Source organism: Kluyvera sp. STS39-E, from assembly GCF_040932435.1.
In the GTDB taxonomy this organism is placed as follows: Bacteria; Pseudomonadota; Gammaproteobacteria; order Enterobacterales; family Enterobacteriaceae; genus Kluyvera.
Genome location: NZ_JBFQGA010000003.1, coordinates 358,848 through 385,311, shown reverse-complemented (window position 1 = coordinate 385,311; position 26,464 = coordinate 358,848). Strand labels below are relative to the sequence as shown.

25 protein-coding genes are annotated in these 26,464 nt (G+C 53.3%); 19 read left to right on the top strand and 6 right to left on the bottom strand.

Translation table 11 applies throughout. From position 1 onward, the window contains the following. The first annotated feature begins 77 nt into the window (after window positions 1–77). Window positions 78–1,010, top strand: a complete 933-nt coding sequence (gene tus, locus AB4K05_RS08420; RefSeq protein WP_368479529.1) for a DNA replication terminus site-binding protein — start codon at window positions 78–80, stop codon at window positions 1,008–1,010. Here tus and fumC read toward each other — a convergent pair. Continuing rightward, a complete protein-coding gene (fumC, locus tag AB4K05_RS08415) occupies window positions 1,007–2,410 on the bottom strand; it encodes a class II fumarate hydratase (RefSeq protein ID WP_368479528.1) in 1,404 nt (467 codons plus the stop codon). The genes tus and fumC overlap by 4 nt on opposite strands. A gap of 101 nt (window positions 2,411–2,511) precedes the next feature. Continuing rightward, window positions 2,512–4,158: a class I fumarate hydratase FumA gene (fumA, locus tag AB4K05_RS08410; protein WP_368479527.1), complete on the bottom strand. Its 1,647-nt coding sequence runs from the start codon at window positions 4,156–4,158 to the stop codon at window positions 2,512–2,514. Window positions 4,159–4,357: 199 nt separating this feature from the next. Here fumA and manA point away from each other — a divergent pair, with 199 nt between their 5' ends. Continuing rightward, window positions 4,358–5,536, top strand: a complete 1,179-nt coding sequence (gene manA / locus AB4K05_RS08405; protein WP_368479526.1) for a mannose-6-phosphate isomerase — start codon at window positions 4,358–4,360, stop codon at window positions 5,534–5,536. Between the two features lie 98 nt (window positions 5,537–5,634). Beyond that, window positions 5,635–7,146 carry a YdgA family protein gene (locus AB4K05_RS08400; RefSeq protein ID WP_368479525.1) on the top strand — a complete coding sequence of 504 codons (1,512 nt, stop codon included), beginning with the start codon at window positions 5,635–5,637 and terminating at the stop codon, window positions 7,144–7,146. Window positions 7,147–7,183: 37 nt separating this feature from the next. On the opposite strand, the gene AB4K05_RS08395 is transcribed toward AB4K05_RS08400, so the two are convergent. After that, window positions 7,184–8,215, bottom strand: a complete 1,032-nt coding sequence (locus AB4K05_RS08395; protein ID WP_368479524.1) for a Mal regulon transcriptional regulator MalI — start codon at window positions 8,213–8,215, stop codon at window positions 7,184–7,186. Between the two features lie 175 nt (window positions 8,216–8,390). Between AB4K05_RS08395 and malX the strand changes: the two genes are divergently transcribed. Together malX and AB4K05_RS08385 are read left to right on the top strand one after the other, a co-directional pair. Next, window positions 8,391–9,983 (top strand): maltose/glucose-specific PTS transporter subunit IIBC, encoded by a 1,593-nt coding sequence (malX, locus tag AB4K05_RS08390; RefSeq protein ID WP_368479523.1) that lies wholly within the window; start codon window positions 8,391–8,393, stop codon window positions 9,981–9,983. A 64-nt stretch (window positions 9,984–10,047) separates the two neighbouring features. After that, window positions 10,048–11,220: a MalY/PatB family protein gene (locus tag AB4K05_RS08385; protein WP_368479522.1), complete on the top strand. Its 1,173-nt coding sequence runs from the start codon at window positions 10,048–10,050 to the stop codon at window positions 11,218–11,220. Window positions 11,221–11,262: 42 nt separating this feature from the next. Here AB4K05_RS08385 and AB4K05_RS08380 read toward each other — a convergent pair whose 3' ends face one another. Both AB4K05_RS08380 and AB4K05_RS08375 read right to left on the bottom strand, forming a co-directional pair. Next, window positions 11,263–11,646, bottom strand: a complete 384-nt coding sequence (locus tag AB4K05_RS08380) for a VOC family protein (protein WP_368479726.1) — start codon at window positions 11,644–11,646, stop codon at window positions 11,263–11,265. A gap of 64 nt (window positions 11,647–11,710) precedes the next feature. Next, window positions 11,711–12,298, bottom strand: coding sequence for a TetR/AcrR family transcriptional regulator (locus AB4K05_RS08375; protein ID WP_368479521.1), 588 nt, complete (start codon window positions 12,296–12,298; stop codon window positions 11,711–11,713). A 95-nt stretch (window positions 12,299–12,393) separates the two neighbouring features. On the opposite strand from AB4K05_RS08375, the gene AB4K05_RS08370 reads away from it, so the two are divergent. Both AB4K05_RS08370 and add read left to right on the top strand, forming a co-directional pair. Next, window positions 12,394–12,861, top strand: a complete 468-nt coding sequence (locus tag AB4K05_RS08370; RefSeq protein WP_368479520.1) for a DUF1348 family protein — start codon at window positions 12,394–12,396, stop codon at window positions 12,859–12,861. Between the two features lie 165 nt (window positions 12,862–13,026). After that, window positions 13,027–14,028, top strand: a complete 1,002-nt coding sequence (add, locus tag AB4K05_RS08365; RefSeq protein WP_368479519.1) for an adenosine deaminase — start codon at window positions 13,027–13,029, stop codon at window positions 14,026–14,028. A 49-nt stretch (window positions 14,029–14,077) separates the two neighbouring features. Here the strand turns inward: add and AB4K05_RS08360 are convergent, their stop codons facing one another. Then, entirely contained in the window at window positions 14,078–15,118 is a 1,041-nt protein-coding gene (locus AB4K05_RS08360) for an oxidoreductase (RefSeq protein ID WP_368479518.1), read from the bottom strand. A gap of 236 nt (window positions 15,119–15,354) precedes the next feature. Between AB4K05_RS08360 and blr the strand changes: the two genes are divergently transcribed. From blr to dtpA, 12 genes are all read left to right on the top strand, one after another. Further along, window positions 15,355–15,498, top strand: coding sequence for a division septum protein Blr (gene blr / locus AB4K05_RS08355; RefSeq protein WP_368479517.1), 144 nt, complete (start codon window positions 15,355–15,357; stop codon window positions 15,496–15,498). A gap of 117 nt (window positions 15,499–15,615) precedes the next feature. Next, the gene (locus AB4K05_RS08350) at window positions 15,616–16,986 is read left to right on the top strand and encodes a GH1 family beta-glucosidase (RefSeq protein WP_368479516.1); all 1,371 of its coding nucleotides are present in this window, start codon (window positions 15,616–15,618) and stop codon (window positions 16,984–16,986) included. A 287-nt stretch (window positions 16,987–17,273) separates the two neighbouring features. After that, window positions 17,274–17,489 carry a transcription modulator YdgT gene (ydgT, locus tag AB4K05_RS08345; protein WP_368479515.1) on the top strand — a complete coding sequence of 72 codons (216 nt, stop codon included), beginning with the start codon at window positions 17,274–17,276 and terminating at the stop codon, window positions 17,487–17,489. A gap of 82 nt (window positions 17,490–17,571) precedes the next feature. Continuing rightward, a complete protein-coding gene (locus AB4K05_RS08340; protein ID WP_368479514.1) occupies window positions 17,572–18,012 on the top strand; it encodes a DUF2569 domain-containing protein in 441 nt (146 codons plus the stop codon). Between the two features lie 77 nt (window positions 18,013–18,089). Next, window positions 18,090–18,671, top strand: a complete 582-nt coding sequence (gene rsxA, locus AB4K05_RS08335; RefSeq protein ID WP_368479513.1) for an electron transport complex subunit RsxA — start codon at window positions 18,090–18,092, stop codon at window positions 18,669–18,671. Then, window positions 18,671–19,246, top strand: coding sequence for an electron transport complex subunit RsxB (rsxB, locus tag AB4K05_RS08330; protein WP_368479512.1), 576 nt, complete (start codon window positions 18,671–18,673; stop codon window positions 19,244–19,246). The genes rsxA and rsxB overlap by 1 nt, the downstream gene beginning before the upstream one ends. After that, window positions 19,239–21,278: an electron transport complex subunit RsxC gene (gene rsxC / locus AB4K05_RS08325; protein WP_368479511.1), complete on the top strand. Its 2,040-nt coding sequence runs from the start codon at window positions 19,239–19,241 to the stop codon at window positions 21,276–21,278. The genes rsxB and rsxC overlap by 8 nt, the downstream gene beginning before the upstream one ends. Beyond that, window positions 21,279–22,331, top strand: coding sequence for an electron transport complex subunit RsxD (rsxD, locus tag AB4K05_RS08320; RefSeq protein WP_368479510.1), 1,053 nt, complete (start codon window positions 21,279–21,281; stop codon window positions 22,329–22,331). A gap of 9 nt (window positions 22,332–22,340) precedes the next feature. After that, window positions 22,341–22,961 carry an electron transport complex subunit RsxG gene (gene rsxG / locus AB4K05_RS08315; protein ID WP_368479509.1) on the top strand — a complete coding sequence of 207 codons (621 nt, stop codon included), beginning with the start codon at window positions 22,341–22,343 and terminating at the stop codon, window positions 22,959–22,961. A gap of 3 nt (window positions 22,962–22,964) precedes the next feature. Then, a complete protein-coding gene (locus AB4K05_RS08310; protein WP_368479508.1) occupies window positions 22,965–23,660 on the top strand; it encodes an electron transport complex subunit E in 696 nt (231 codons plus the stop codon). Beyond that, window positions 23,660–24,295, top strand: a complete 636-nt coding sequence (nth, locus tag AB4K05_RS08305; protein ID WP_368479507.1) for an endonuclease III — start codon at window positions 23,660–23,662, stop codon at window positions 24,293–24,295. Before AB4K05_RS08310 ends, nth begins: the two co-directional genes overlap by 1 nt. Before the next feature lie 592 nt (window positions 24,296–24,887). Continuing rightward, window positions 24,888–26,393, top strand: a complete 1,506-nt coding sequence (dtpA, locus tag AB4K05_RS08300) for a dipeptide/tripeptide permease DtpA (protein ID WP_368479506.1) — start codon at window positions 24,888–24,890, stop codon at window positions 26,391–26,393. Window positions 26,394–26,464: the final 71 nt, after the last annotated feature.

Genomic DNA, 26,464 nt, shown 5'->3' with positions numbered 1-26,464 from the left:
GCACGGTGCCGCATTCCTGCGTATAGTGAAAACCACAAACAGTATGTTGTAACTAATGGCATTCTCAAAGGATAACTATGGCCAGCTACGACCTCGTTGAACGACTAACCGATACGTTTCGCCAGATTGAACGCAATATTGCCGCGCTGCGCGATGAACTGGCCGATTGTCGCCTACTCACCGCGAGAGTCTTTGAGCTACCTGAGGTGCATAAAACCGCCGAACACGCGCCGATGTCACAGGTGAAGGTGGTACAACATATTGGACAGACGGCGTTTACCCGCGCATTGCAGCACTTCGGCCATCTGTTTATTCAGCAACAGTCGGAAAACCGCAGCAGCAAAGCCGCGGTGCGTTTGCCCGGCGCTATCTGTTTGCAGGCAAGCACTGAACAGCACGAGGCGCTGGATGCCCGCGTGACGTTGATAAATGCACTTAAAGCAGAGCTTGAGAATATTATCACCGTCGATTCAAAGCTGTCGCCGGTCGCTCGTTTTGAGTGGGTGCATCGCTATATCCCAGGGCTCATCACGCTCAACGCCTACCGCTCGCTGACCCTGCTTTCCGATCCGAGCACCATCCGCTTCGGCTGGGCCAACAAACATATTATCAAAAACCTAACCCGTGATGACGTCTTGGCGCAGCTGGAAAAAAGCCTCAAGTCGCCACGCGCCGTGCCGCCCTGGACTCGGGAGCAGTGGCAGCAGAAACTGGAAAGAGAATATCAGGATATTGCGGCCCTACCGCAGGATGCCCGGTTGAAGATTAAACGTCCGGTGAAGGTTCAGCCTATCGCGCGCGTTTGGTATGCGGGGGAACAAAAACAGATCCAGTACGCCTGCCCCGCGCCTCTGATTGCGGTGATATCCGGCAGATGTGGGGTGAGCGTGCCAGATCTCGGCGAACTGCTGAATTATGATGCCGATAACGTTCAGCATCGGCATAAGCCACTGGCACAGCCGCTGCAGTTAATTATCCCGCGGCTGCACCTGTGGTTAGCGACGGATTAGTTACCGCCTATTTGGCTGCCCACCATGTCCTGCGGACGCACCCAGCGGTCAAACTCATCGGCGCTGAGATACCCCAGCGCCAGCGCTGCGTTTTTCAGCGTTAATCCTTCTTTGTGCGCCTTTTTGGCAATTTCTGCCGCTTTATCGTAGCCAATATGCGTATTGAGCGCGGTGACCAGCATCAGCGACTCATTCAGCAGTTTGTCGATACGCTCAAGGTTAGGCTCAATCCCCACCGCACAATGCTCGTTAAAACTCTCCATTCCGTCTGCCAGCAGGCGAATCGATTGCAGCACGTTGTGAATGACCATCGGCCGGAAGACGTTCAGCTCGAAGTTGCCGGAAGCGCCGCCCATGTTCACCGCCACGTCATTGCCCAGCACCTGACAGCACAGCATGGTCATGGCCTCACACTGAGTCGGGTTCACTTTCCCCGGCATGATGGATGAGCCGGGTTCATTTTCCGGAATAGACAGCTCGCCAATACCGCAGCGTGGGCCGGAAGCCAGCCAGCGGACATCGTTAGCGATTTTCATCAGCGATGCCGCGAGCCCTTTTAGCGCGCCGTGGGTATGCACGAGGGCATCGCAGGTCGCCAGCGCTTCAAATTTATTGGGCGCCGTGACAAACGGCTGTTGGGTGATCGTTGCCAGTTCCTGCGCTACACGAACCGCATATTCCGGATGCGTATTCAAACCGGTGCCCACCGCCGTACCGCCCAGCGCCAGCTCGCTTAAGTGCGGCAGGCTCTGTTCTATATGCCGGCGACTGTGCGCTAACATCGCCACCCAGCCGGAGAACTCCTGGCCCAGCGTTAGCGGCGTAGCGTCTTGGAGATGAGTGCGTCCAATTTTGACGATATCGCGAAAGCGCTCCGCCTTTTGCGCAAGCGTGTCTTGCAGCACCGTCAATTGGGGCAATAGATGCTCGCGCACGGCAATCACCGCCGCAACATGCATGGCGGTTGGGAACACATCGTTGGAACTTTGGCTTTTGTTGACGTCATCATTCGGGTGCACTAGCCGCGACATGCCGCGCTCGCCGCCCAGAAGTTCACTGGCGCGGTTGGCCAGCACCTCGTTCATGTTCATGTTGCTCTGTGTGCCCGACCCGGTTTGCCAGATAGCGAGCGGAAATTCATGCGGATGCTGATTGTTTAAAACCTCATCGGCTGCGACGATAATCGCCCCCGCTTTGTCAGCCTGTAATAACGCTAAATCCTGGTTGACCTTAGCCGCCGCCCGCTTGGTGAGTGCGAGGGCGTGAATCAGCGAAAGCGGCATTTTTTCGGTGGAGATCCGAAAATGCTCCAGTGAGCGCTGAGTTTGCGCGCCCCACAGTTTATCGGCTGGCACCTCAATCGGCCCCATAGAATCGCTTTCACGGCGTGACGTTGTCATTACCTTCTCCTTGAATTCAAAGTGATTGTGAAGTGACACTGCTCAAGCAAACCAAGAATATTATGCTACAAATAAAAACCGCCCCGGAGGGCGGTTAAACATTACTTCACGCAGCGGTCGCACTGTGACGACTGAATCTGCTGGAAGAAGTCGTTACCTTTGTCATCCACGAGGATAAACGCCGGGAAGTCTTCCACTTCAATTTTCCAGATGGCTTCCATCCCCAGTTCCGGGTATTCCACGCATTCCAGACTCTTAATGCTGCTTTGCGCCAGCACGGCTGCTGGGCCACCGATGCTGCCAAGATAGAAACCGCCGTGCTTGTGACACGCGTCGGTCACCTGCTGGCTGCGGTTGCCCTTGGCGAGCATGATCATGCTGCCGCCTTCAGACTGCAGCTGATCGACATAGGAGTCCATACGTCCTGCAGTGGTTGGGCCAAGCGATCCGGAGGCATAACCTTCTGGGGTTTTCGCCGGACCAGCGTAATAGATTGGGTGATCTTTAATGTACTGCGGCAACCCTTCACCTTTATCCATGCGCTCTTTGAGCTTCGCGTGAGCAATATCACGGCCCACGATAATGGTGCCGCTCAGAGACAGACGCGTAGAAACTGGGTACTGAGAAAGCTGCTTGAGGATGTCGTTCATTGGGCGGTTCAGGTCAACTTTCACCGCTTCGCCCTCGCCGGCTTTACGCAGCGACTCAGGGATGTATTTACCCGGATTATTTTCCAGCTTCTCAATCCAGATCCCGTGGCGGTTGATCTTGGCCTTGATATTACGGTCAGCGGAGCAGGAAACGCCCATCCCAACCGGGCAAGATGCACCGTGGCGCGGCAGACGAACAACGCGGATATCGTGAGCAAAGTATTTGCCGCCGAACTGCGCGCCCAGCCCCAGGTTTTGCGCCTCTTCCAACAGCTCTTTTTCAAGCTGGACGTCGCGGAATGCCTGTCCGTGCTCGTTACCTTCGGTTGGCAGGCCGTCATAGTATTTGGTTGACGCCAGTTTGACCGTTTTCAAGGTTGCTTCTGCGGAAGTGCCGCCAATAACAAAGGCGATATGGTAAGGAGGGCAAGCCGCCGTACCGAGGGTCCGCATTTTCTCAACCAAATAGCCTTTCAGCTTCGCCGGGGTGATCAGCGCTTTGGTTTCCTGATACAGATAGGTCTTGTTCGCGGAGCCGCCGCCTTTGGCGATACAGAGGAACTTATATTCGTCGCCGTCAACGCTATAGAGGTCAATCTGCGCCGGCAGGTTGGTGCCGGTGTTCACCTCTTTGTACATGTCCAACGGGGCGTTTTGTGAATAACGCAGGTTGTCTTCGATAAATGTATCGTAAACGCCGCGTGCTAGGGCCGCTTCATCACCACCGCCGGTCCATACGCGCTGGCCCTTCTTGCCCATGATGATAGCTGTGCCGGTATCCTGACAGGTCGGCAGGATGCCCTTAGCAGCGATATCCGAGTTACGCAGAAACTGCAGCGCCACATACTTATCATTTTCGCTGGCTTCCGGATCGTTGAGAATATCGGCCACCTGCTGCTGATGCGCGGGACGGAGCATAAAGGAGGCGTCATGGAAGGCGTGTTTGGCGAGTAGCGTCAGCGCTTGCGGGGCAACTTTGAGGACTTCCTGCCCTTCAAACTCAGCGACGGATACGTAGTCGTTGCTCAACAGATAGTATTCGGTTTCGTCCTTTTTTAACGGAAAAGGATCCTGATAGTAAAAAGGTTTATTCGACATTGTGCTCTCACTTACTGCTTTGATGATGTTATGTAAGGGCGGACTTCCCATTTGCCCATGTAAAAGCGAGTTACCCTATCGTACACAATTTTTTAACAAAAACTGAGACTAGTACGACTTTTTATTTCTCCAGCATACGGCACCGCGTTTTTTTGCTTTAATACAGCCAAAAGAATCCACATTGAAACAGGGCTTGATAATGCAAAAACTCATCAACTCAGTGCAAAACTATGGCTGGGGCAGCAAAACTGCGTTAACGGAACTCTACGGAATGGCGAATCCCGACGGCCTGCCAATGGCAGAACTGTGGATGGGCGCGCATCCTAAAAGCAGCTCGCGCGTACTCAATGCCGAGGGCAAAGAACAATCGCTTCGCGACGTGATTGATGCCGATAAAACCGCACTGCTAAGCGCTGCCGTTGCCGAACGTTTCGGCGAACTGCCGTATCTGTTTAAAGTACTTTGCGCCGCACAACCGCTGTCAATTCAGGTGCATCCAAGCAAAAAAGCCGCTGAAGTTGGATTTGCCAAAGAAAACGCCGCCGGTATCCCGCTGGATGCGGCCGAGCGCAACTATAAAGATCCAAACCACAAGCCTGAACTGGTTTTTGCCCTGACTCCATTCTTGGCAATGAATGCTTTTCGTGAGTTTGCCGAAATCGCCACGCTGCTGTCTCCGGTAGCGAATGCCAATCCAGCTATCGGCCAGTTTATCGCTGAACCAACCAGCGAGCGTTTAAGCGCCCTGTTCGCCGGCCTGCTCAATATGCAGGGCGAGGAAAAAGCTCACGCCCTGCGCATCCTTCGCGCCGCGCTGGAAACCCAAACGGGTGCCGCCTGGGATGCCATTCGTCTGATTGCCGAATTTTACCCGGATGACAGCGGTTTGTTCTCTCCGCTGCTGTTAAATGTGGTACAGCTCAACCCAGGCGATGCGATGTTCCTGTTTGCCGAAACGCCACACGCCTACCTGCGCGGTACCGGTCTGGAAGTAATGGCGAATTCAGATAACGTTCTGCGTGCCGGATTAACGCCAAAATACATTGATATCCCGGAACTGGTCGCCAACGTCCAATTCATCGCCAAGCCAGCAAATACGCTGCTTACGCAACCCGTAAAAAGCGGCGATATGCTGGACTTCCCAATCCCGGTTGATGATTTCGCCTTCTCGCTGCACAGACTCAGTGCCGACGCGACGGAACTGGCGCAGGATGGCGCGGCAATTGTTTTCTGCCTAGAAGGCGAAGCGATTGTCCACAAAAATGGTCACACGCTGGCACTCAAGCCAGGTGAATCCGCCTTTGTCGCGGCGAACGAATCACCGGTAGAAGTCAGCGGTAGTGGTCGTTTAGCACGCGTTTATAATAAGTTGAAGTAATTACTGAAGTTTCAGGACAGGCTTGCTACTCTTTTGCATAGCCTTATGACTCAACCAGGCGGCCTCTCCGCCTGGTTTCATTTTTATGGACAAATACGATGAAAAAAACGCTGGTTGCCGCAGGTATCATTGTTGCTTTAGGGGTTGTCTGGACGGGTGGAGCCTGGTACACGGGCAAACAGCTGGAAACGCATCTGGCAGACATGGTCTCTCAGGCCAATACCCAACTTAAACTCACCGCCCCTGAAGCAGGACTCGAGGTGAGCTATCAGGATTATCAGCGCGGCGTATTCAGTAGCCAGCTGAAAATGGTGGTAAAACCGCTGGCTGGGGCCGAGAAGTCTTGGTTAAAAGCGGGCCAAACGATTGTGCTGGATGAAAACGTTAGCCACGGTCCTTTCCCATTAGCATCGCTGAAAAGTTTTAACCTCGCGCCAGCGATGGCGTCCGTCAACACCGTGTTGGTGAATAATGACGTCACTAAGCCTTTGTTTGATATCGCTAAAGGGCAGTCTCCGTTTGATATTAACACCCGTATCAGCTACAACGGCGACACCAAATCTGACATCTCCCTAAAACCGCTGGATTACGAAAAAGAGGCCGAAAAGGTCACCTTTAGCGGCGGCGAGTTTACGCTGTCAGCCGATAACCAGGGCAGCTTGGTATCGTTGACCGGCGAGGCCAAAAGCGGCCAGGTTAATGCGGTTAATGAATACGACCAAAAGGTTCAGTTCACCTTTAATAACCTGAAAACCGACGGTTCTAGCAGCCTGACCTCCTTTGACGAGCGCGTGGGCGACCAGACGCTGAGCCTGGAACGTCTGGCGATCGCCGTTGAAGGCAAAGACCTTGCCGAGATTAATGGCATGCGCATTGCCGGTAAGTCTGATCTGACCGCCGATAAAAAGAAAATCAACAGCCAACTCGACTACTCGCTGGACAGCCTGAAGCTGCAAAATCAGGACTTCGGTAGCGGCCAGCTGTCGTTTAAAGTCGAAGGTATTGACGGTACAGCGATGCATCAATTTAGCCAGCAATATCAAGCACAAACGCAGGCGCTGCTGGCCCAGCCGGATCTGGCGCAAAACCCAGAGCTTTACCAACAAAGAGCCGTTGACGCGCTGTTCAGCTCACTGCCGCTGTTGATGAAAGGTGACCCTGTGGTGACACTGTCACCTCTTAGCTGGAAAAATGCTAAAGGTGAGAGCACATTTAACCTGTCTCTGGCGCTGAAAGACCCGGCACAGGCCACGGGTGAAGCACAAACGCTGGCACAACAGGTTGATCGCGGCGTGAAATCTCTCGATGCCAAGTTGACCATCCCAATGGAGATGGCAACCGAACTGATGACTCAGGTCGCACGTCTGGAAGGATATAAGCAAGAAGATGCGGCTAAGCTGGCGCAACAGCAAATTCAGGGGCTGGCAGCAATGGGCCAAATGTTCCGTCTGACCACCACCCAGGACAACGCAATCAGCAGCAGCCTGCAGTATGCGAATGGTCAGGTCACGCTGAACGGTCAGAAAATGTCGCTGGAAGAACTGGTTGGTATGTTTGGTATGCCGGGTCTGAGCGAACCAGACGAACCGGCGGCGGTTCCGGCACCGTAAGCGGTGAAAATGCAAAGCGCCTCCCTGAGGCGCTTTTTTATTTCCGCGCCACCAGACGCGGCGGCATGATCAAATTCCGAATACTGCCCTGTACGTTATCAATACGCTGCAAGATACGCTCCGCTACGCTTTGCCCCATCTCACGGGCCGGATTCGTCACCCAGGTCAACGGCAGATCGTCCAGTGCGTTCTCCGCCACATCGGCAAACGCCGCCAATGAAACGACCCGCTGTTCAAAATAACTTTCGACGCTGTCTTCGCCACTTTGAATACCGGCACGCATCAGGCCAAACCACGCGCCCATCGCAATCACGCTGTTGTAACATACCACGGCGGTGATGGTCGGATTGTGGCGCAGCAGCCCGGCAATTTCCTCAGCCGCCTGCTTCTGGCTCGATTCACACTCCAACACCCATTCGCTGTGAAACGGCAGGCCATACTTTATCAAGGTGGCACAATAGCCGCCCACCCGCTCTGCGCGCGTCAGCGATGAACTTTTGCCGCCAATCCATGCAATACGCTGATGACCGCGACGAATCAGATGTTCGGTCACCAGTTGTGCTGCCTTCATGTTATCGGGACGAATAATATCGACCTCATCGAGGTAGCTGGCTCGAGAAGCAAAAACCAGCGGAGTCCCGGTTTCTGCCGCTTTTTCCCGTAGCTCCGTGGCCCTGTCGACCGAACCGGCAATCACCACGCCGTCAACGCCCTGCGACACCAGCGTTTCAAAACGCTGCAACATTTGCTCGCCGCGTTTGCCGCCCTGAGTCAGGAACACCATCTTACCCTGTGATTCGAGTGCCGCCGTGAGGCCTGCGGTCAGCTCAGCATAAAACGGTGATGAGAGATCGCCAACAATCAGACCAATAACCCCGGTCTGCCCGCCTCGCAGCGATACCGCTTGGCGGTTACGCACGAATCCCAATTGGTCAATAGCCTGATAGACGCGCTCGCCCGTCGCCGTTGAGATCCGCCCTTTCCCGCTCAACACCAGCGAGACAGTACTGACGGAAACCCCAGCCGCCGACGCGACATCATTTATGGTGACTTTCTTTGCAATCGCCATGGCTTTTGCGCGACTCCTTCTACTAATCGCTAAAACGTTTTATCAATAGGTGTACTTTATAAACTCTATTATCAATTGTTTTTGTGATTTGTTTCTCACTAAAAAATGGTAAAACGTTTTATCTTCCTGTCCCATCATTATCAACAACCCTTTTTCTGGATTAAGGAGTCGTTTTATGGCGACGAAAACCGCACCGAAAGTCACCCTCTGGGAATTTTTCCAGCAGCTTGGCAAAACCTTTATGTTGCCGGTTGCTCTGCTCTCCTTCTGCGGGATCATGCTCGGGATCGGCAGCTCACTCAGCAGCAACGATGTCACCACGCTGCTGCCGTGGCTGAACGCCCCGTTGCTACAGGCTATCTTCGTCTGGATGAGCAAAGTCGGCTCCTTCGCCTTCAGCTTCTTGCCTGTGATGTTCTGTATCGCTATCCCGCTAGGGCTTGCTCGTGATAACAAGGGCGTTGCCGCTTTTTCCGGATTCGTCGGCTACGCGGTGATGAACCTCGCGGTCAATTTCTGGCTGACCGCCAAAGGCATTCTGCCTACCACCGATGCGGCTATTCTCAAAGCGAACAATATTCAGAATATCTTGGGTATTCAGTCCATCGATACCGGGATCCTCGGCGCAGTCATCGCCGGTATCATCGTTTGGATGCTGCATGAGCGCTTTAACACAATCCGTCTTCCAGATGCGCTGGCGTTCTTCGGCGGTACCCGTTTTGTACCGATTGTTACCACCGTTGTACTGGGTCTTGTTGGTCTGGTTATCCCGCTGGTATGGCCTATCTTCGCGATGGGGATTAACGCGCTCGGCCACGTGATTAACAGCGCTGGGGACTTTGGGCCGATGATCTTCGGTACCGGCGAACGTCTGCTGCTGCCTTTCGGCCTGCATCATATCTTGGTGGCACTTATCCGCTTTACCGAAGCCGGCGGCACTATGGACGTCTGCGGTCACAGCGTCAGCGGTGCACTGACCATCTTCCAAGCGCAGTTGAGCTGCCCGACCACCCACGGTTTCTCTGAAAGCGCGACCCGTTTCCTGTCGCAGGGCAAAATGCCAGCATTCCTCGGCGGCCTGCCAGGTGCGGCACTGGCGATGTACCACTGCGCGCGTCCGGAAAACCGTCATAAAATTAAAGGCCTGCTGATTTCCGGCGTAGTGGCCTGCGTTATCGGCGGCACCACTGAACCACTGGAATTCCTGTTCCTGTTCGTGGCACCGGTGCTGTACGTTATCCACGCGCTGTTAACCGGTCTGGGCTTCACCGCGATGGCGGTGCTGGGCGTCACTATCGGCAACACCGACGGTAATATTATCGATTTCGTGGTATTCGGTATTCTGCATGGTCTGTCTACCAAGTGGTATCTGGTACCGGTTGTGGCGGCTATCTGGTTCGCGGTTTACTACGCTATTTTCCGCTTCGCTATCGTGCGCTTTAACATCAAAACGCCGGGTCGTGATATCGACGCCACACCGGCTGCGGACAGCGCGACCGTCGGCACGGTCGGTAAGTCCGGCTATAACGTACCGGCTATTCTGGCAGCCCTCGGCGGGACGGAGAATATTGTCTCCCTCGATAACTGCATCACCCGCCTGCGTCTGTCGGTTAACGACATGAGCAAAGTGGATGAAGCGGTACTAAAAGCCAATCGCGCCATTGGCGTTGTGAAACTCAACCAGCACAACCTGCAGGTGGTTATTGGTCCGCAGGTACAGTCAGTGAAAGATGAAATGTCGGTATTGATGAATACCGTCAGCGCCTAAAGCCTTTGCCCCTGTGATAAACAGGGGCAAAATAGCCCCAACTTCTCTTCGTTAGGATCCTCACATGTTTGACTTCGCAACGGTGATTGACCGACATGGCACCTGGTGCACGCAATGGGATTACGTCGCGGACCGCTTTGGCGATGCCGACCTGCTGCCATTTACTATTTCAGATATGGATTTTGCCACCGCGCCTTGTATTCTCGACGCGCTAAGTAAGCGACTTTCCCACGGCGTATTCGGCTACAGCCGCTGGAAAAACGACGAATTCTTACCCGCGATCGCCCACTGGTACGCCAACCGTTTTCACACGCCAATTGATACCAACAGCATTGTTTATGGGCCTTCCGTGATTTATATGGTTGCCGAAATGATTCGCCAATGGTCCTCGCCCGGTGATGGTATCGTTGTGCATACGCCAGCCTACGACGCGTTCTTTAAAACCATCGAGGGCAACCAGCGCAAAATTGTCGGTGTTCCGTTGGATAAGCAGGAAGGCCAATGGTTTTGCGATATGGCCAAGCTGGAAGCGGCCCTTTCGCAACCGCAAAACAGCGTACTGCTGCTGTGTAGCCCACAAAACCCGACCGGCAAAGTATGGACGCGTGAAGAATTGCAAACCATGGCGGCGCTGTGTGCGAAACACAACGTGCGGGTGATTAGCGATGAGATTCATATGGATATGACCTGGTCTGATCATGCGCATATTCCATGGTGCGACGTGGCGCAAGGGCCATGGGCGCTATTCACTTCCGGCTCAAAGAGTTTCAATATTCCGGCCTTCACCGGTGCCTATGGGCTGATTGCGGACGAACCCACTCGCAACGCCTACCTCAATGCGCTTAAGAGTCGCGATGGTCTTTCGTCGCCGTCTGTTCCCGCTCTGGTCGCGCACATTGCCGCCTACGAGCAGGGAGAAAGCTGGCTGGATGCACTGCGCGACTATTTGCAGGACAATATGCGCTATATCGAAGAGACGCTGAATGCGGCGTTTCCGGCGCTCAAGTGGCAGCGGCCACAGGCTACTTATCTGGCGTGGATAGATTTACGCCCGCTTAACATCGACGACAGGCAACTGCAGGATGTACTGATTAAGCAGCAAAAAGTCGCCATCATGCCGGGCTACACCTACGGTGAAGAAGGTAACGGTTTTATTCGACTCAACGCCGGCTGCCCACGCGTGAAGCTCGAAGAAGGCGTAAAACGGTTGATTGCCGCGATTCAAACTCTGCAATAATCCTCAGACTACGCAACGCCCGTAAGCGTTGCGTAGTCTGCATCACTCACCTATCGGCCATGCCTGATTCTGCAACACCACCCGATAACCGTCACCGTCGATAAACGTTCGCCCATGCACATCCCAGTAAGGGTTAAATGCAGTCACGACGGTGAAACCCGCTGACGTCATGCTCTCGCAAACCTGCTGCCATACGGCAGCGTCTGGGTAATAGAGCACCAACAGATCATCCTCCGTCGGTGACGGCGTCACCGGATGATGGTGACAGAAGGTAAATTCAAGGTGCCAAGACAAGCTTTCACTGCCCACCATCACGCCGCTAAAACCCTGGTGATCGGTGAAATCGGCAATTTTGTGCAAACCCAGCCCCTGGCAATACATCCGGCAGGTTTGTTCAAGATCGGTCACCGGTCTGGCAATACGCATATGGCTCAACAAAGCGTTACTCCTGTGAATTCAAAAGTGAAAACACTGTAGCGTAACGGCAGATTTAGATTTGTCGGATAGCGCCTTTCATCAGCGCCGCCGTCATTACTCGCAGTTGGTCGGTCACCGTCGCCAAATTTCCGCCCATCTGGGCGTGCATAATCGCACCATCCAGCGCCACCACCAGCGTAGATGCCAGCGCCGGTTCTTCAATGTCCCATATTTCCGCTATCACATCGGCGACAGAGACCTTATGTTCGCGTGTTAGACGCTCAACGTCCGCCAGTGCTTCGCCAATTTCAGCGGTGGCATTAAGAAACGCGCAGCCGCGAAATTCAGCGTCTTGCCACCAGCTATTCATGGTCTCTGCTAATGCATCGGCAAGCGGTAGTCCGTTGGACTGATGCTCACGTAACTGCTGACTAAACCAGCCTATCCACCGAGAATGGCGGTATTCCAGATAGGCCAGAATCAGGTCGTTTTTGCTGGGAAAGTGGCGATAGAAAGTCACTTTCGTCACGCAAGCTTTGGCAATGATTTTATCAATGCCCGTCGCCCGGATCCCATGGAGATAAAACAGGTCATGTGCGGTAAGTAGAATTTTATCTCGCGCGCTACCAGCAGCCTGCGGACTGGTTTGTACTTTTCCCATGTGCTTATTTTCACCGTTGACAACGCTCAAATGTAGGATTAGGTTAACGCAAGTAGACAGATCTGTCTACCTGCGTTAACAACGAGGATTTATTCATGAGCATTCGTCCACCGCTGCCCCCGTTTACCCGTGAAAGCGCTATCGAAAAAGTGCGTCTTGCCGAAGATGGCTGGAACAGTCGCAACCCGGAAAAGGTCGCCCTTGCCTATTCAACGGATACCCAATGGCGTAACCGCGCGGAGTTCGTCAACGGCCGCACAGAAGCGCAGAAATTTCTGCAAACCAAATGGCAAAAAGAGCATGAATATCGGCTAATCAAAGAACTGTGGGCTTTTGAAGGTCATCGCATCGCCGTTCGCTATGCCTATGAATGGCATGATGACGCCGGCAACTGGTACCGTTCATACGGCAACGAAAACTGGGAGTTTGCCGATGATGGGCTTATGCAGCGCCGCTATGCGTGTATCAACGATCTGCCCATTAGCGCCACCGAGCGCCTGTTCCACTGGCCACAAGGGCGACGTCCGGATGACCATCCGGGGTTAAGCGATTTAGGGCTGTAAGAGGATAACTGTGGCGGATGCTTCATTCATTGCGTATCCGCCACAGTTATCGTTATGAGCGAAGCCCCGAAGATATTTGCATTAGCGGGCATTTTTCAGCACTTTTAACTGCCATCTAGCCTGTTGTATAATGATTTGCACTTTAACTAAAAAATGAGTGCAATCATGATTGATACTAACCTGCCTTTAACCGACGTCCACCGCCACCTTGACGGCAATATTCGCGCCCAGACCATCCTTGACCTCGGCCGCCAGTTCAATCTCGCGCTCCCTGCAACCACGCTCGATACGCTTATCCCACACGTGCAGGTCACCAGTAATGAACCCGATCTAGTGAGTTTTCTAAGCAAACTGGACTGGGGCGTGAAGGTGCTGGCGTCGCTTGATGCTTGCCGTCGCGTTGCCTATGAAAATATTGAAGATGCGGCCCGCAATGGCCTGCATTACGTTGAACTGCGGTTCTCTCCGCGCTATATGGCCATGACTCACCAGTTACCGGTAGAAGGCGTGGTTGAAGCGGTTATTGCCGGGGTCAATGAAGGCTGCAAAGACTTTAACGTTGAAGCACGTCTGATTGGTATCATGAGTCGTACCTTTGGTGAAGCCGCCTGTGAACAGGAACTTAACGCTTTACTGGCGCACCGCAACGGCATTACTGCGTTGGATCTTGCCGGTGATGAGCTGGGCTTCCCAGGCCACCTGTTCAACAATCATTTTAGCCGCGCACGTGACGCAGGCTGGCGCATTACCGTCCACGCCGGTGAAGCGGCTGGCCCAGAAAGCATCTGGCAGGCGATTCGCGACCTGGGTGCCGAGCGTATCGGCCACGGCGTGAAGGCCGTGCAGGACCCAGCGCTGATGGATTATCTGGCCGAAAAACGGATTGGCATTGAATCTTGCCTGACCTCTAACATCCAAACCAGCACCGTGCCATCGCTGGCTGCGCATCCACTAAAAATCTTCCTAGAACACGGTGTGTTGGCGAGTCTCAACACCGATGACCCGGCGGTACAGGGTATCGATATTCAACATGAATACCGCGTCGCGGCGCCCGCCGCCGGGTTAAGCCCAGAGCAAATTCGTCAAGCGCAGATGAATGGGCTAGAAATGGCCTTCTTGTCAGATGCTGAGAAGCAAGCGCTGAAAGCCCGCGTTCTGCGCGGATAAAAAAAATCCCGGCAGCGCATGTCTGCCGGGATTATTACCTGTACTGTTCTCAGACCAAATTAAGCGCTGCGCGATGTTTCGCCGACTCAATCCCTAGCTCAATAAGTTCCATGATCTGAATCGCTTGGCTGGCCGGAACCGGATTTTCGCCAATGCCGTTTAGCGCATCGCGGATACCGGCGTAGTACGCCGGATAGTTTCCCGGCAGCGTCAGGAAGTTTTCTTCGACGCGAGTTTCACCGTCAACCGTCGTCAAAATACCGTCCCGCATATCATAACCCCAGTCAGCCTGCGGCGGGCGCTCACCGCTCTTCAGTCGGTCTTCCTGCGGATCAAGACCAAATTTGACGTAGCTTGCCTGCGTTCCGTGCACGATATAACGGGCCGTTTCCGCCGCTGCCAGCAGCGTACCGTGCAATACCACGCGTCGCTGCGGGTAGGTCAGCACAGCATGGAAGTAATCCGTGGCCTGTGCGCCTGGACGGATTTGTCCCAAATCGACGTTTAAGCTTTGCGGCAGACCGAACAGATTCACCGTCTGGTCCAAAAGGTGTGAACCTAAATCATACCAGATGCCGCTTCCCAGCCCTGGAAGCTCACGCCAGCGGGCACGAACCTGCGGACGATAGCGGTCAAAATGCGATTCAAAATAGGCTACATCGCCCAGTTTGCCTTCGTTGATGAGCGCTTTCACCGTCAGGAAGTCGCTGTCCCAGCGGCGGTTATGGAATACCGACAGCAGTTTACCCTGCTGTTTGGCCAGCGTATCCAGCTCACGAGCCTGTGACAGTGTCACGGTAAAAGGCTTGTCCACCACCACGTTCTTGCCAGCTTCCAGCGCCGCTTTCGCCAACGGGAAATGGGTGTCGTTCGGCGTTGGGATAACAATCAGGTCAATGTCGGGATCGGCAAATAGCGCATTTGGATCGGCAACGACGTTTACCGCAGGCCAGTCGGCATGAACCTTGCTGGCATCGCTGCTGGAGACAACCGCCAACTCCATACCCGGTGTACCGCTGATGAGCGGCGCGTGAAACGTCTTACTGGCAAAGCCATAACCCACTAGTCCAACACGGATTTGGTCACTCATATTGCAGCCTCATTCATTATTTTAAGCGGTTAAAACCATTTTGTAATCGATTTCTTATTTGACCTTATCTCACCATTCCATACAACAGTTTAATAACAATATCGGCTCACCGGGATGAAATTGGTGAAATAAACGCCACTTGTCGAATCGTTTCGGCTGAAAACTTGCGTTGTGGCAAAAGCTGACTAAGATCTTGCTCCTGCACTATTTTATCAATGGACTGTTAGCTAAATTTCATGACTTCCGTAATGAATCGCATTGTTGAACTTATTGGTTGGGTTATTTTGGGTTTCTCCGTACTTCTTTTGTTTATCGCGCATCACATCGATAACTATCAGTCGCCGGAGCCTGCCGCTACCGCATCGCTACAAAAAAAGTAATACCATTACGCTAAAAAAGTGATTCGGATCTCATCTGTGCAACCGGTTACTGAAACCGGTTGCACACCATCTCTGCGCTCTTTACACTCCCCTTATCACATAGATAAGGAGTGTTATATGTCTGCTTTTCCCCCGAATTTTTTATGGGGTGCTGCTACCGCAGCGTACCAAGTTGAAGGTGCATATAATGAAGACGGCAAAGGCCCGTCAATTTGGGATATCTTCTCTCACCAACCGGGAACAACCTATCAAGGGACCAACGGGGACGTTGCCGTTGATCACTATCATCGCGTAAAAGAAGATGTGCAGCTAATGGCTGAAATGGGCCTGCAGAGCTATCGTTTCTCGATTTCCTGGCCTCGCCTTTTGCCGAATGGACGTGGTGAAGTCAATGAAGCAGGGATTAAATTCTACAGCGATTTAATTGACGACCTGTTGGCGCATAACATTGAGCCAATGATTACGCTTTATCATTGGGACCTGCCTCAGGCACTGCAGGATGAAGGCGGTTGGGAATCTCGTTCCACGGCGGAAGCCTTCGAAGAGTATGCCCGCCTGTGTTACGCCCGCTTTGGTTCGCGGGTTAAAAAATGGTCTACGTTCAATGAAACCATCGTATTCATTGGCCATGGCTATATCACCGGCAGTCACCCGCCGTCGGTGCGCAATCCCGCTCGCGCCATCCAGGCCTGTCACCACGTGTTTGTTGCCAATGCGCTGGCTATCAAAGCCTTCCGTGGCATGCAAATTGACGGCGAGATTGGCTTCGTGAACGTGCTGCAGCCGCACACCCCGCTCACCAACAGCCCAGAAGACAAAGCCGCCAGCGATCTTGCCGATGCCACGCATACCCATTGGTTCTACGATCCGGTGTTAAAAGGCCACTATCCAGCCGAACTGCTGGCGCAAGCGCAGGCGCTGTGGGGCGTCCCTCGCTTTGCACCGGGCGATGATGAGCTACTGCGCAACAACATTTGCGACTTCATCGGCCTTAATTACTATCGCCGTGAAACCGTTTCGGCACAGCCACCGGCTGAAAAAGTCAGCGGCGAACAGGGTGTCGAAGGCCTTTATTACTTCGTACGTAACCCAGAGAGTACCTATACCGAATGGGGCTGGGAAATCTGGCCACAGGGCCTGACCGATGGCATCATGATGGTGAAAGAACGCTACGGCGATATTCCTATCTATATCACCGAAAACGGGCTGGGCGCAGTTGACCCTATCGTTGACGGCGAGGTAGTCGACGATCCGCGTATCGACTTCCTGCGGATGCACATTGATGCGCTTGAAAAGGCGATTGCGCTGGGCGCCGATGTTCGCGGTTATTATCCGTGGTCGTTTATCGATTTACTGAGCTGGCTGAACGGCTATAAAAAACAGTACGGTTTTGTCTACGTCGACCATCAGAAAAACCTCGCGCGTCAGCGTAAGAAAAGTTTCTTCTGGTATCAGGATGTCATCGCCAGCCGCGGTGAAAAGCGTTAATGCTCCCCTTTCGGCCAGAACGTTATCCGGCGTTCTGGTCGTCAAAAAGCCGCTAATTTCGGGGTGAAATCAATAAGCACAATTTCTGTTATTGAAATTCATTCGTATAAAACAAATAATCCACCCTATACCGTTGAGATTTGGCTTAAACGGCCAAACGCACGTTCAAACGGAACCCAATAGTCATATTGGCAATAAATTCTGAAATCCCCGCGTCCTTTTCCCGGCATTAATCCGGCTGAAAAGCGATTTCTGGTGGCATTAACATTATAAATGGATACCTACAAATGACCGTTTTGGATTATTTATTAAAATTCCGCAAAGTCAGTTCACTTGAAACCCTTGAAAAACTTTATGATCACCTTAACTATTCACTCACCAGCAATGAAGAATTGATCAACATGTACCGCGCCGCAGACCACCGTCGCGCCGAGCTGGTATCCGGTGGACGTTTGTACGATGTAGGACAAGTGCCTAAATCCGTTTGGCGTTTCGTGCAATAAGGGTTTTCTCCTCAGCGCCAGTTGCTTATACTCCACGGCCTATATTTTTTCCCACCACTGGCGCTGATTTTCAGGAGACACAATGTCAGATATTTCTGCACAACGTATTAGCGGATGGCTGCTTGGCCCATTGGCTTGGTTAATCATTCAGTTAATCAGCATCAGCGTTACCTTGGTTAAATTCACCTATGTCTTGTTCTCGCCGCAAACTCTGGCGCTGTTAAAAGACCTAGGCGCATCCAACGTCGCGCTGCTGGCGGTGTCATTTATCTCGTTCATTGCCATGTGGTGTTACACCCTATGGCTGACCGTTGCCTTCTTCAAACGCCGTAGCAAGGTGCCAAAGCACTACATTATCTGGTTGATGATCGGCGTAATTTTGGCCGTGAAAGCCTTTGCTTTCTCGCCGATAGCTGACGATCTGGCCGTGCGCCAGCTGTTGCTGCCTCTGCTGGCCGCTGCGCTTATCGTTCCTTATTTCAAGCGCTCGACGCGGGTAAAACGCACCTTTACACGCGCCTAATACCCCCACACTTACCCTGTTGTCGCCGGAGTCGCTTTGTCAGATAATAGGTCGCTTTTTTTGTTACAGGTCAAATGATGGCTGACTATTTATTGCTCTTTATCGGTACAGTTCTGGTAAACAACTTCGTCCTTGTGAAATTCTTAGGGCTGTGCCCTTTTATGGGGGTATCCAAGAAACTGGAAACCGCCATGGGAATGGGGCTTGCGACGACGTTCGTGATGACGCTCGCGTCCATCTGTGCTTGGCTTATCGATACTTGGATCCTTATCCCGCTGGATTTAGTCTACCTGCGTACGCTGGCCTTTATCTTGGTTATCGCCGTGGTGGTGCAGTTCACCGAGATGGTGGTGCGTAAAACCAGCCCAGCGTTGTATCGTCTACTTGGCATTTTCCTGCCACTTATCACCACAAACTGCGCCGTCCTCGGCGTTGCGCTATTGAACATCAATCTGGGGCATAACTTCCTGCAATCGGCGCTGTACGGTTTTTCCGCGGCGGTCGGCTTCTCGCTAGTGATGGTGCTGTTTGCCTCTATTCGCGAGCGCCTAGTCGTCTCCGATGTCCCAGCACCGTTTCGCGGCAACGCCATCGCGTTGATTACCGCAGGTTTAATGTCGTTGGCCTTTATGGGCTTTAGTGGGTTGGTGAAGTTGTAATGATGACCTTTTGGCTTGCTGTCGTCGCAATCAGCCTCTTAGGGCTGATTTTTGGCGTTATCCTCGGCTACGCTTCCCGCCGTTTTGCGGTACAAGACGACCCGGTGGTCGAAAAAATTGATGAATTGTTGCCACAAAGCCAGTGCGGCCAGTGTGGCTATCCCGGCTGCCGCCCGTACGCCGAAGCGGTAAGCAATGGTGAAAAAATCAACTGCTGCGCCCCCGGTGGCGAAGCGGTAATGCTGAAAATTGCCGAGCTGCTGAACGTAGATCCGCAGCCAATCGGCGCAGATGAAGCGGCGTCTGAACCCGCTCGCATGCTCGCCATTATTGATGAAGCCAATTGTATCGGCTGTACCAAATGCATTCAGGCCTGCCCGGTTGACGCTATTGTTGGCGCCACGCGAGCCATGCACACGGTCATGAGCGATCTCTGCACCGGCTGTAACCTGTGCGTGGCCCCGTGCCCGACGCAGTGTATTGAATTACGCCCGGTAGAGACGACCACCGAGAGTTGGAAATGGGATTTGCACACCATCCCGGTACGAAATATTCCTGTGGAACACCATGTTTAAGCTATTCTCCGCGTTTCGAAACGATAAGGTCTGGGACTTTAACGGCGGCATTCATCCGCCGGAAATGAAAACGCAGTCTAACGGGACGCCGCTGCGTCAGATCCCCCTCGCCCAGCGTTTTGTTATTCCGCTAAAACAGCATATTGGCGCCGAAGGTGAACTCAGCGTTCAGCCAGGTGACAGCGTGCTGCGCGGTCAGCCGCTAACGCGCGGCTGGGGAAAAATGCTGCCGGTTCATGCCCCGACCTCAGGTAAGGTCGTCGCTATCGAGCCACACGCCACCGCGCACCCCTCTGCATTGCCAGAAATGAGCGTGATTATTGAGGCCGATGGCGAGGACAAATGGGCGCCCCGTGATGGCTGGAGCGATTATAAAAATCGCAGCCGGGAAGAGCTTATCGAACGTATTCATCAATTTGGTGTTGCGGGTCTTGGCGGCGCAGGTTTTCCGACCGGAACCAAGCTTCGCGGCGGCGGCGACAAAATTGAGACTCTGATTATCAACGCCGCAGAGTGCGAGCCGTACATCACCGCCGATGATCGCCTGATGCAGGATTGCGCGGCGCAAATTGTCGACGGCATTCAAATCCTTGCGCACATTCTGCAACCGCAGCAGGTGCTTATCGGGATTGAAGATAACAAACCGCAGGCTATCTCGATGATGCGCGCGGTGCTGGCGGGCCAGCATAATATTCACCTGCGAGTTATCCCGACCAAATATCCGTCCGGCGGCGCGAAGCAGTTGACGCAGATTCTCACCGGCAAGCAGGTTCCACACGGTGGACGCTCATCGGATATTGGCGTTCTGATGCAAAACGTCGGCACCGCCTATGCGGTCAAACGCGCGATTATCGATGGCGAGCCGCTCACCGAGCGAGTGGTCACGCTGACGGGCGAATCTATCGGGCAACCCGGTAACGTGTGGGCGCGTTTGGGCACGCCGGTACAGCATTTATTGAAACACGCTGATTTTTGTCCCACCAGCGAACAGATGGTTATCATGGGGGGCCCGCTGATGGGCTTTACCCTGCCCTGGCTGGACGTTCCGGTAGTAAAAATCACCAACTGTCTGTTGGCACCATCGCCTGCTGAAATGGGCGAGCCGGAAGAAGAGAAAAGCTGCATTCGCTGTAGCGCCTGCGCTGACGCGTGTCCCGCCGATCTTCTGCCACAGCAGCTTTATTGGTTTAGCAAAGGCCAGCAGCACGACAAGGCCACCGCGCATAATCTTTCCGACTGCATCGAATGCGGCGCCTGCGCCTGGGTCTGCCCAAGCAGTATTCCGCTGGTGCAGTACTTCCGCCAGGAAAAGGCCGAGATCGCAGAGATTCGCCTTGAGGATCAACGCGCCGCCGAGGCGAAAGCTCGTTTTGAGGCCCGTCAACTGCGCCTTGAGCGTGAAAAAATCGCCCGTGAAGAGCGGCATAAAAAGGCCGCGGTGCAACCGGCGGCCAAAGATCAGGATGCTATTCACGCCGCGCTGGCGCGAGTGAAGGAAAAGCAGAAGCAGGCAACCCAGCCAATCGTGATTCAATCTGGTTCGCTGCCGGATAACAGCGCCGTTTCCGCCGCGCGTGAGGCGCGTAAAGCGCAGGCTCGTGCCGCTCAGGCTGAAAAACGGCAAGCCGCCGATGAAGCTATCGACCCGCGTAAAGCCGCTGTAGAAGCCGCCATCGCTCGCGCTAAAGCCCGTAAAGCCGAACCGTCAATGGCAGTGGAATCGCCGGCTGCGTCCGCCGATGAAGCTATCGATCCGCGCAAAGCCGCCGTGGAAGCCGCTATCGCCCGCGCTAAAGCGCGCAAGGCTGCACAGCAGACAGAAGTAGAAGCCGAGCCAGCCGTAAGTGTTGAAGCTATCGACCCGCGCAAAGCCGCCGTGGAAGCCGCGATCGCACGTGCTAAAGCGCGCAAGGCCGCACAGCAAAATATCGATGAACCGGCGGCTAACGACGACTCACGTAAAGCGGCCGTCGCCGCTGCGATTGCCCGTGTTCAAGCTAAGAAAGCCGCTCAGGCCGTTAACGAGGATTAAATGGTTTTCAAAATCGCAAGCTCCCCTTACACCCATAACCATCGCCAAACATCGCGCATTATGATGCTGGTGATCATTGCTACCCTGCCTGGGATTTTGGTGCAGAGCTGGTTTTTTGGTTGGGGAACCTTTATTCAGCTTATTCTGGCGATTTTGACCGCCTGGGCTGCGGAGTCCGCCGTTCTGCGCTTGCGTAAGCATAATATTACCCAGACGCTGGGCGATCACTCTGCGCTGCTGACCGGCCTACTGCTCGCTATCAGTATTCCGCCGTTTGCTCCATGGTGGATGGTGGTCCTCGGCACCGTGTTTGCCATTGTTATCGCCAAGCAACTGTACGGCGGTTTGGGACAAAACCCGTTCAACCCGGCAATGATAGGCTACGTGGTACTGCTTATCTCCTTCCCAGTACAGATGACTTCGTGGTTGCCGCCGCATGAAATTGCCGCCGCCACGCCAAGCTTCATCGATGCGGTGCAGATGATTTTCACCGGCCACACCGCCGCGGGCCAAGATATGTCTGCACTGCGCATGGGTGTCGATGGCATCAGCCAAGCGACTCCGCTGGATACCTTCAAAACGTCACTCCACGCTGGGCAATCCGTTTCGCAAGTGCTCAATAATGCTATCTATCATGGCGCATTAGCCGGCATTGGCTGGCAGTGGGTCAATATTGCCTACTTGGTCGGTGGACTTTTCCTGCTGTGGCAAAAAGCCATCCGCTGGCATATTCCGGTTAGTTTCCTGATAAGCCTCGCTGTCTGCTCCACTCTCGGCTGGCTGCTGCATCCGGAAAGCGTTGCCTCTCCGCAGATGCATCTGCTTTCCGGCGCAACGATGCTGGGGGCGTTCTTTATTTTGACCGATCCGGTCACCGCCTCCACCACCAACCGAGGGCGTCTGATCTTTGGCGCACTGGCAGGTCTTTTGGTGTGGCTTATCCGCAGTTTCGGCGGCTATCCCGATGGCGTGGCATTTGCCGTTCTGCTGGCCAATATCACCGTGCCGTTGATCGATTACTACACTCGCCCACGTACTTACGGACACCGCTGAGGATTCACCATGTTAAAAACCATGCGTAAACACGGTGTCACGCTGGCGCTGTTTGCAGCCGGCTCAACGGGGCTGACCGCGGCGATTAACCAGCTCACCAAGCACACCATCGACGAGCAGGCTGAAAAGCAACAAACCGTGCTGTTCCAGCAGGTCGTGCCGTCTGACAGCTATAATAATGCTTTGCTAAAAAGCTGCTTTGTCGTTGAGGCGCCGGAACTCGGAAAGGGTCATCATAAAGTCTATATCGCGAAAATGGATGATAAGCCCGTCGCAGCCGTGCTCGAAGCAACGGCCCCAGACGGCTATTCCGGCGCAATCCAACTGCTGGTAGGCGCAGATTTTAACGGCACCGTGCTCGGCACCCGCGTGACCGAACACCACGAAACGCCGGGCCTTGGCGATAAAATTGAGCTGCGTCTTTCGAACTGGATAACCTTTTTCTCCGGCAAAAAAATCAGCGGCGCTAGCGACAGCCAGTGGGCGGTGAAAAAAGACGGTGGGCAGTTTGACCAGTTTACCGGAGCGACCATTACGCCTCGGGCCGTCGTTAACGCCGTTAAGCGCGCTGGGCTGTATGCCGAAACGCTGCCAAACCAATTGTCACAACTGCAAGCCTGTGGAGAGTAAACGATGAGCGAGGTTAAAGAGGTTATTGTCCAGGGTCTTTGGAAAAATAACTCCGCGCTGGTTCAGCTATTGGGGATGTGTCCGCTACTGGCGGTGACCTCCACCGCGACCAATGCTCTGGGATTAGGTCTGGCGACAACGCTGGTGCTGACGTTGACCAACTTTGCCATCTCCTGCCTGCGTCGCTGGACGCCGGCAGAAATTCGTATTCCAATCTACGTGATGATTATCGCCTCGGTGGTGAGCGTCGTGCAGATGCTGATTAACGCCTATGCCTATGGCCTTTATCAATCGTTGGGGATCTTTATCCCACTTATCGTGACCAACTGCATCGTGGTGGGTCGTGCCGAAGCATTTGCCGCCAAAAAAGGCCCCGCGCTGTCGGCGCTTGATGGTTTTGCCATCGGTATGGGCGCAACCTGCACCATGTTTGTGCTGGGTTCTCTGCGTGAGCTTTTAGGCAACGGCACGCTGTTTGACGGTGCAGACAGCCTATTGGGCGGCTGGGCGAAATCGCTGCGTATCGAAGTGTTCCACACCGACACGCCGTTCCTGCTGGCAATGTTGCCGCCGGGGGCGTTTATCGGTCTTGGGATGCTGCTAGCCATTAAGTATTTAATCGACGAACGGACTAAACAGCGTCGCGCTCAGGCCATAGCGGCTGATAACGTGGCAGTTGATGCGGCAGAGAAAGCCTAATGAATAAAGCCAAACGCCTTGAGATATTGACCCGTCTGCGGGACAACAACCCGCACCCGACCACCGAACTGAACTTCAGCTCACCGTTTGAGCTGCTGATCGCGGTACTGCTTTCCGCGCAAGCCACCGATGTCAGCGTAAATAAGGCGACGGCAAAGCTGTACCCGGTCGCCAATACGCCCCAAGCAATGCTGGATTTAGGCGTCGATGGCGTGAAGAATTACATCAAGACGATTGGCCTTTTTAACAGTAAGGCCGAGAACGTCATCAAAACCTGCCGCATGCTCCTTGAACTGCACCACGGTGAGGTGCCGGAAGACCGCGCGGCGTTGGAAGCATTGCCTGGCGTAGGGCGTAAAACCGCTAACGTGGTACTGAACACGGCATTCGGTTGGCCGACAATTGCCGTTGATACACACATTTTCCGCGTCTGCAATCGCACAAACTTCGCACCCGGTAAGAACGTGGATCAGGTAGAAGAGAAGCTGCTAAAGGTCGTTCCTGCTGAATTTAAAGTCGATTGCCACCACTGGCTGATACTGCACGGACGTTACACCTGCGTTGCGCGTAAACCGCGTTGTGGCTCGTGCATCATTGAAGATCTGTGTGAATTTAAAGAGAAAATTGAGCTGTAGACCATTTTTAGCGGTGACGCAACCGGCTCACCGCGCCCCTTCCTCACGCTTAAGCCACGTTTAATCCCATATATTTATTCATTATTTGGCATTTATAACGCCTATATACCGTTTTTATGGGTTAAACATGTCATCGCTAACGAAAATTTCTATACAATCGCTGACAAGATCATGCGAGCAACATAATGTTGCATTTATGTTTCTTTACGTACAATGTGCCGCCATCATCACCTCGCATCATTTCAAATCAACAAGACGATCATCCAGCTTTTTTTCAGAATCTAGCCTATATCACTATACTCAAGCCCAATCAGCAGAAGATATGGTTATGATCCGGTTTTTAGCGGCCTTTACTAGAATAATAATCCGTCTATTTTTAATGCATGAAATTTAACGCTGAATAACATTTATAAAAATGGTTAATTATACCAGGCCTTTTATTTGTAACAGAGTATTGCAAAAGCCTTGTTTGAAAGCGCAGGATAGTGAACATTACTTCCCGTTTCCCTCCAGAATAACTATAAGGTGGATGCCAAATGAGCACTCCACCCAGTACACCCCCCAGTGATTGGGATGTAAATAAGAGGTATATGTGTCTACTGCAAACAATAAACCAACTGAAAGCGTGAGTTTGAACGCTTTCAAACAACCTAAAGCGTTTTATCTCATTTTCTCTATCGAGTTATGGGAGCGTTTTGGCTTCTACGGCCTGCAAGGCATTATGGCCGTTTACCTGGTTAAACAGCTGGGTATGTCTGAAGCAGACTCCATCACTCTGTTCTCTTCATTCAGCGCATTAGTTTACGGTCTGGTTGCTATTGGCGGCTGGCTGGGCGACAAAGTGCTGGGTACGAAACGCGTGATTATGCTGGGTGCCGTGGTGCTGGCGATTGGCTATGGGCTGGTTGCTTGGTCCGGTCACGATGCAGGCATCGTTTATATGGGTATGGCGACCATCGCCGTAGGTAATGGCCTGTTCAAAGCTAACCCATCTTCCCTGCTTTCTACCTGCTATTCCAAAGACGACCCGCGTCTGGACGGTGCATTCACCATGTACTATATGTCCGTTAACATCGGTTCGTTCTTCTCTATGCTGGCAACACCATGGCTCGCCGCGAAATACGGCTGGAGCACGGCGTTTGCGCTGAGCGTAGTGGGTATGCTGATTACCGTTGTGAACTTCGCGTTCTGCAAGCGTTGGGTTAAGCAGTACGGTTCTAAACCTGACTTTGAGCCAACTAACTACCGCAACCTGCTGCTGACTATCGTCGGTGTGGTTGTTCTGGTGACTATTGCTACTTGGCTGCTTCACCACCAAGAAATCGCACGTATGGTACTGGGCGTGATTGCACTGGGTATCGTCTTCATCTTCGGTAAAGAAGCCTTTGCAATGCAGGGTGCTGCGCGTCGTAAAATGATTGTTGCCTTCATTCTGATGCTGGAAGCGATTATCTTCTTCGTACTGTACAGCCAGATGCCAACATCTCTGAACTTCTTCGCGATTCGTAACGTTGAACACTCCATTCTGGGTATCGCGTTCGAACCAGAACAGTATCAGGCGCTGAACCCGTTCTGGATCATTATCGGTAGCCCGATTCTGGCCGCTATCTACAACAAAATGGGCGATACCCTGCCAATGCCTACCAAGTTTGCGATTGGTATGGTGCTGTGCTCCGGTGCGTTCCTGATTCTGCCGCTGGGTGCGAAATTCGCCTCTGACGCCGGTATTGTTTCCGTGAACTGGCTGATCATCAGCTATGGCCTGCAGAGCATCGGTGAGCTGATGATTTCTGGTCTGGGTCTGGCGATGGTTGCACAGCTCGTTCCACAGCGTCTGATGGGCTTCATTATGGGTAGCTGGTTCCTGACCACTGCTGGCGCAAATATCATTGGTGGTTACGTTGCTGGCATGATGGCTGTACCAGAAAACGTGACCGATCCGGTTATGTCCCTGGAAGTTTATGGCCGCGTATTCCTGCAAATTGGTGTCGCAACCGCCGTGGTTGCCGTGCTGATGCTGCTGACCGCACCAAAACTGAACCGCATGACGCAGGACGATCCTAAACCTGTTGCGGACGGTAAAGCCGCTTCCGCGTAATGTCATCGGGAAACGAATAATTTTGGGCCGCTAACTTCCGTTAGCGGCTTTTTTTTTATCGTCTCAGGCAC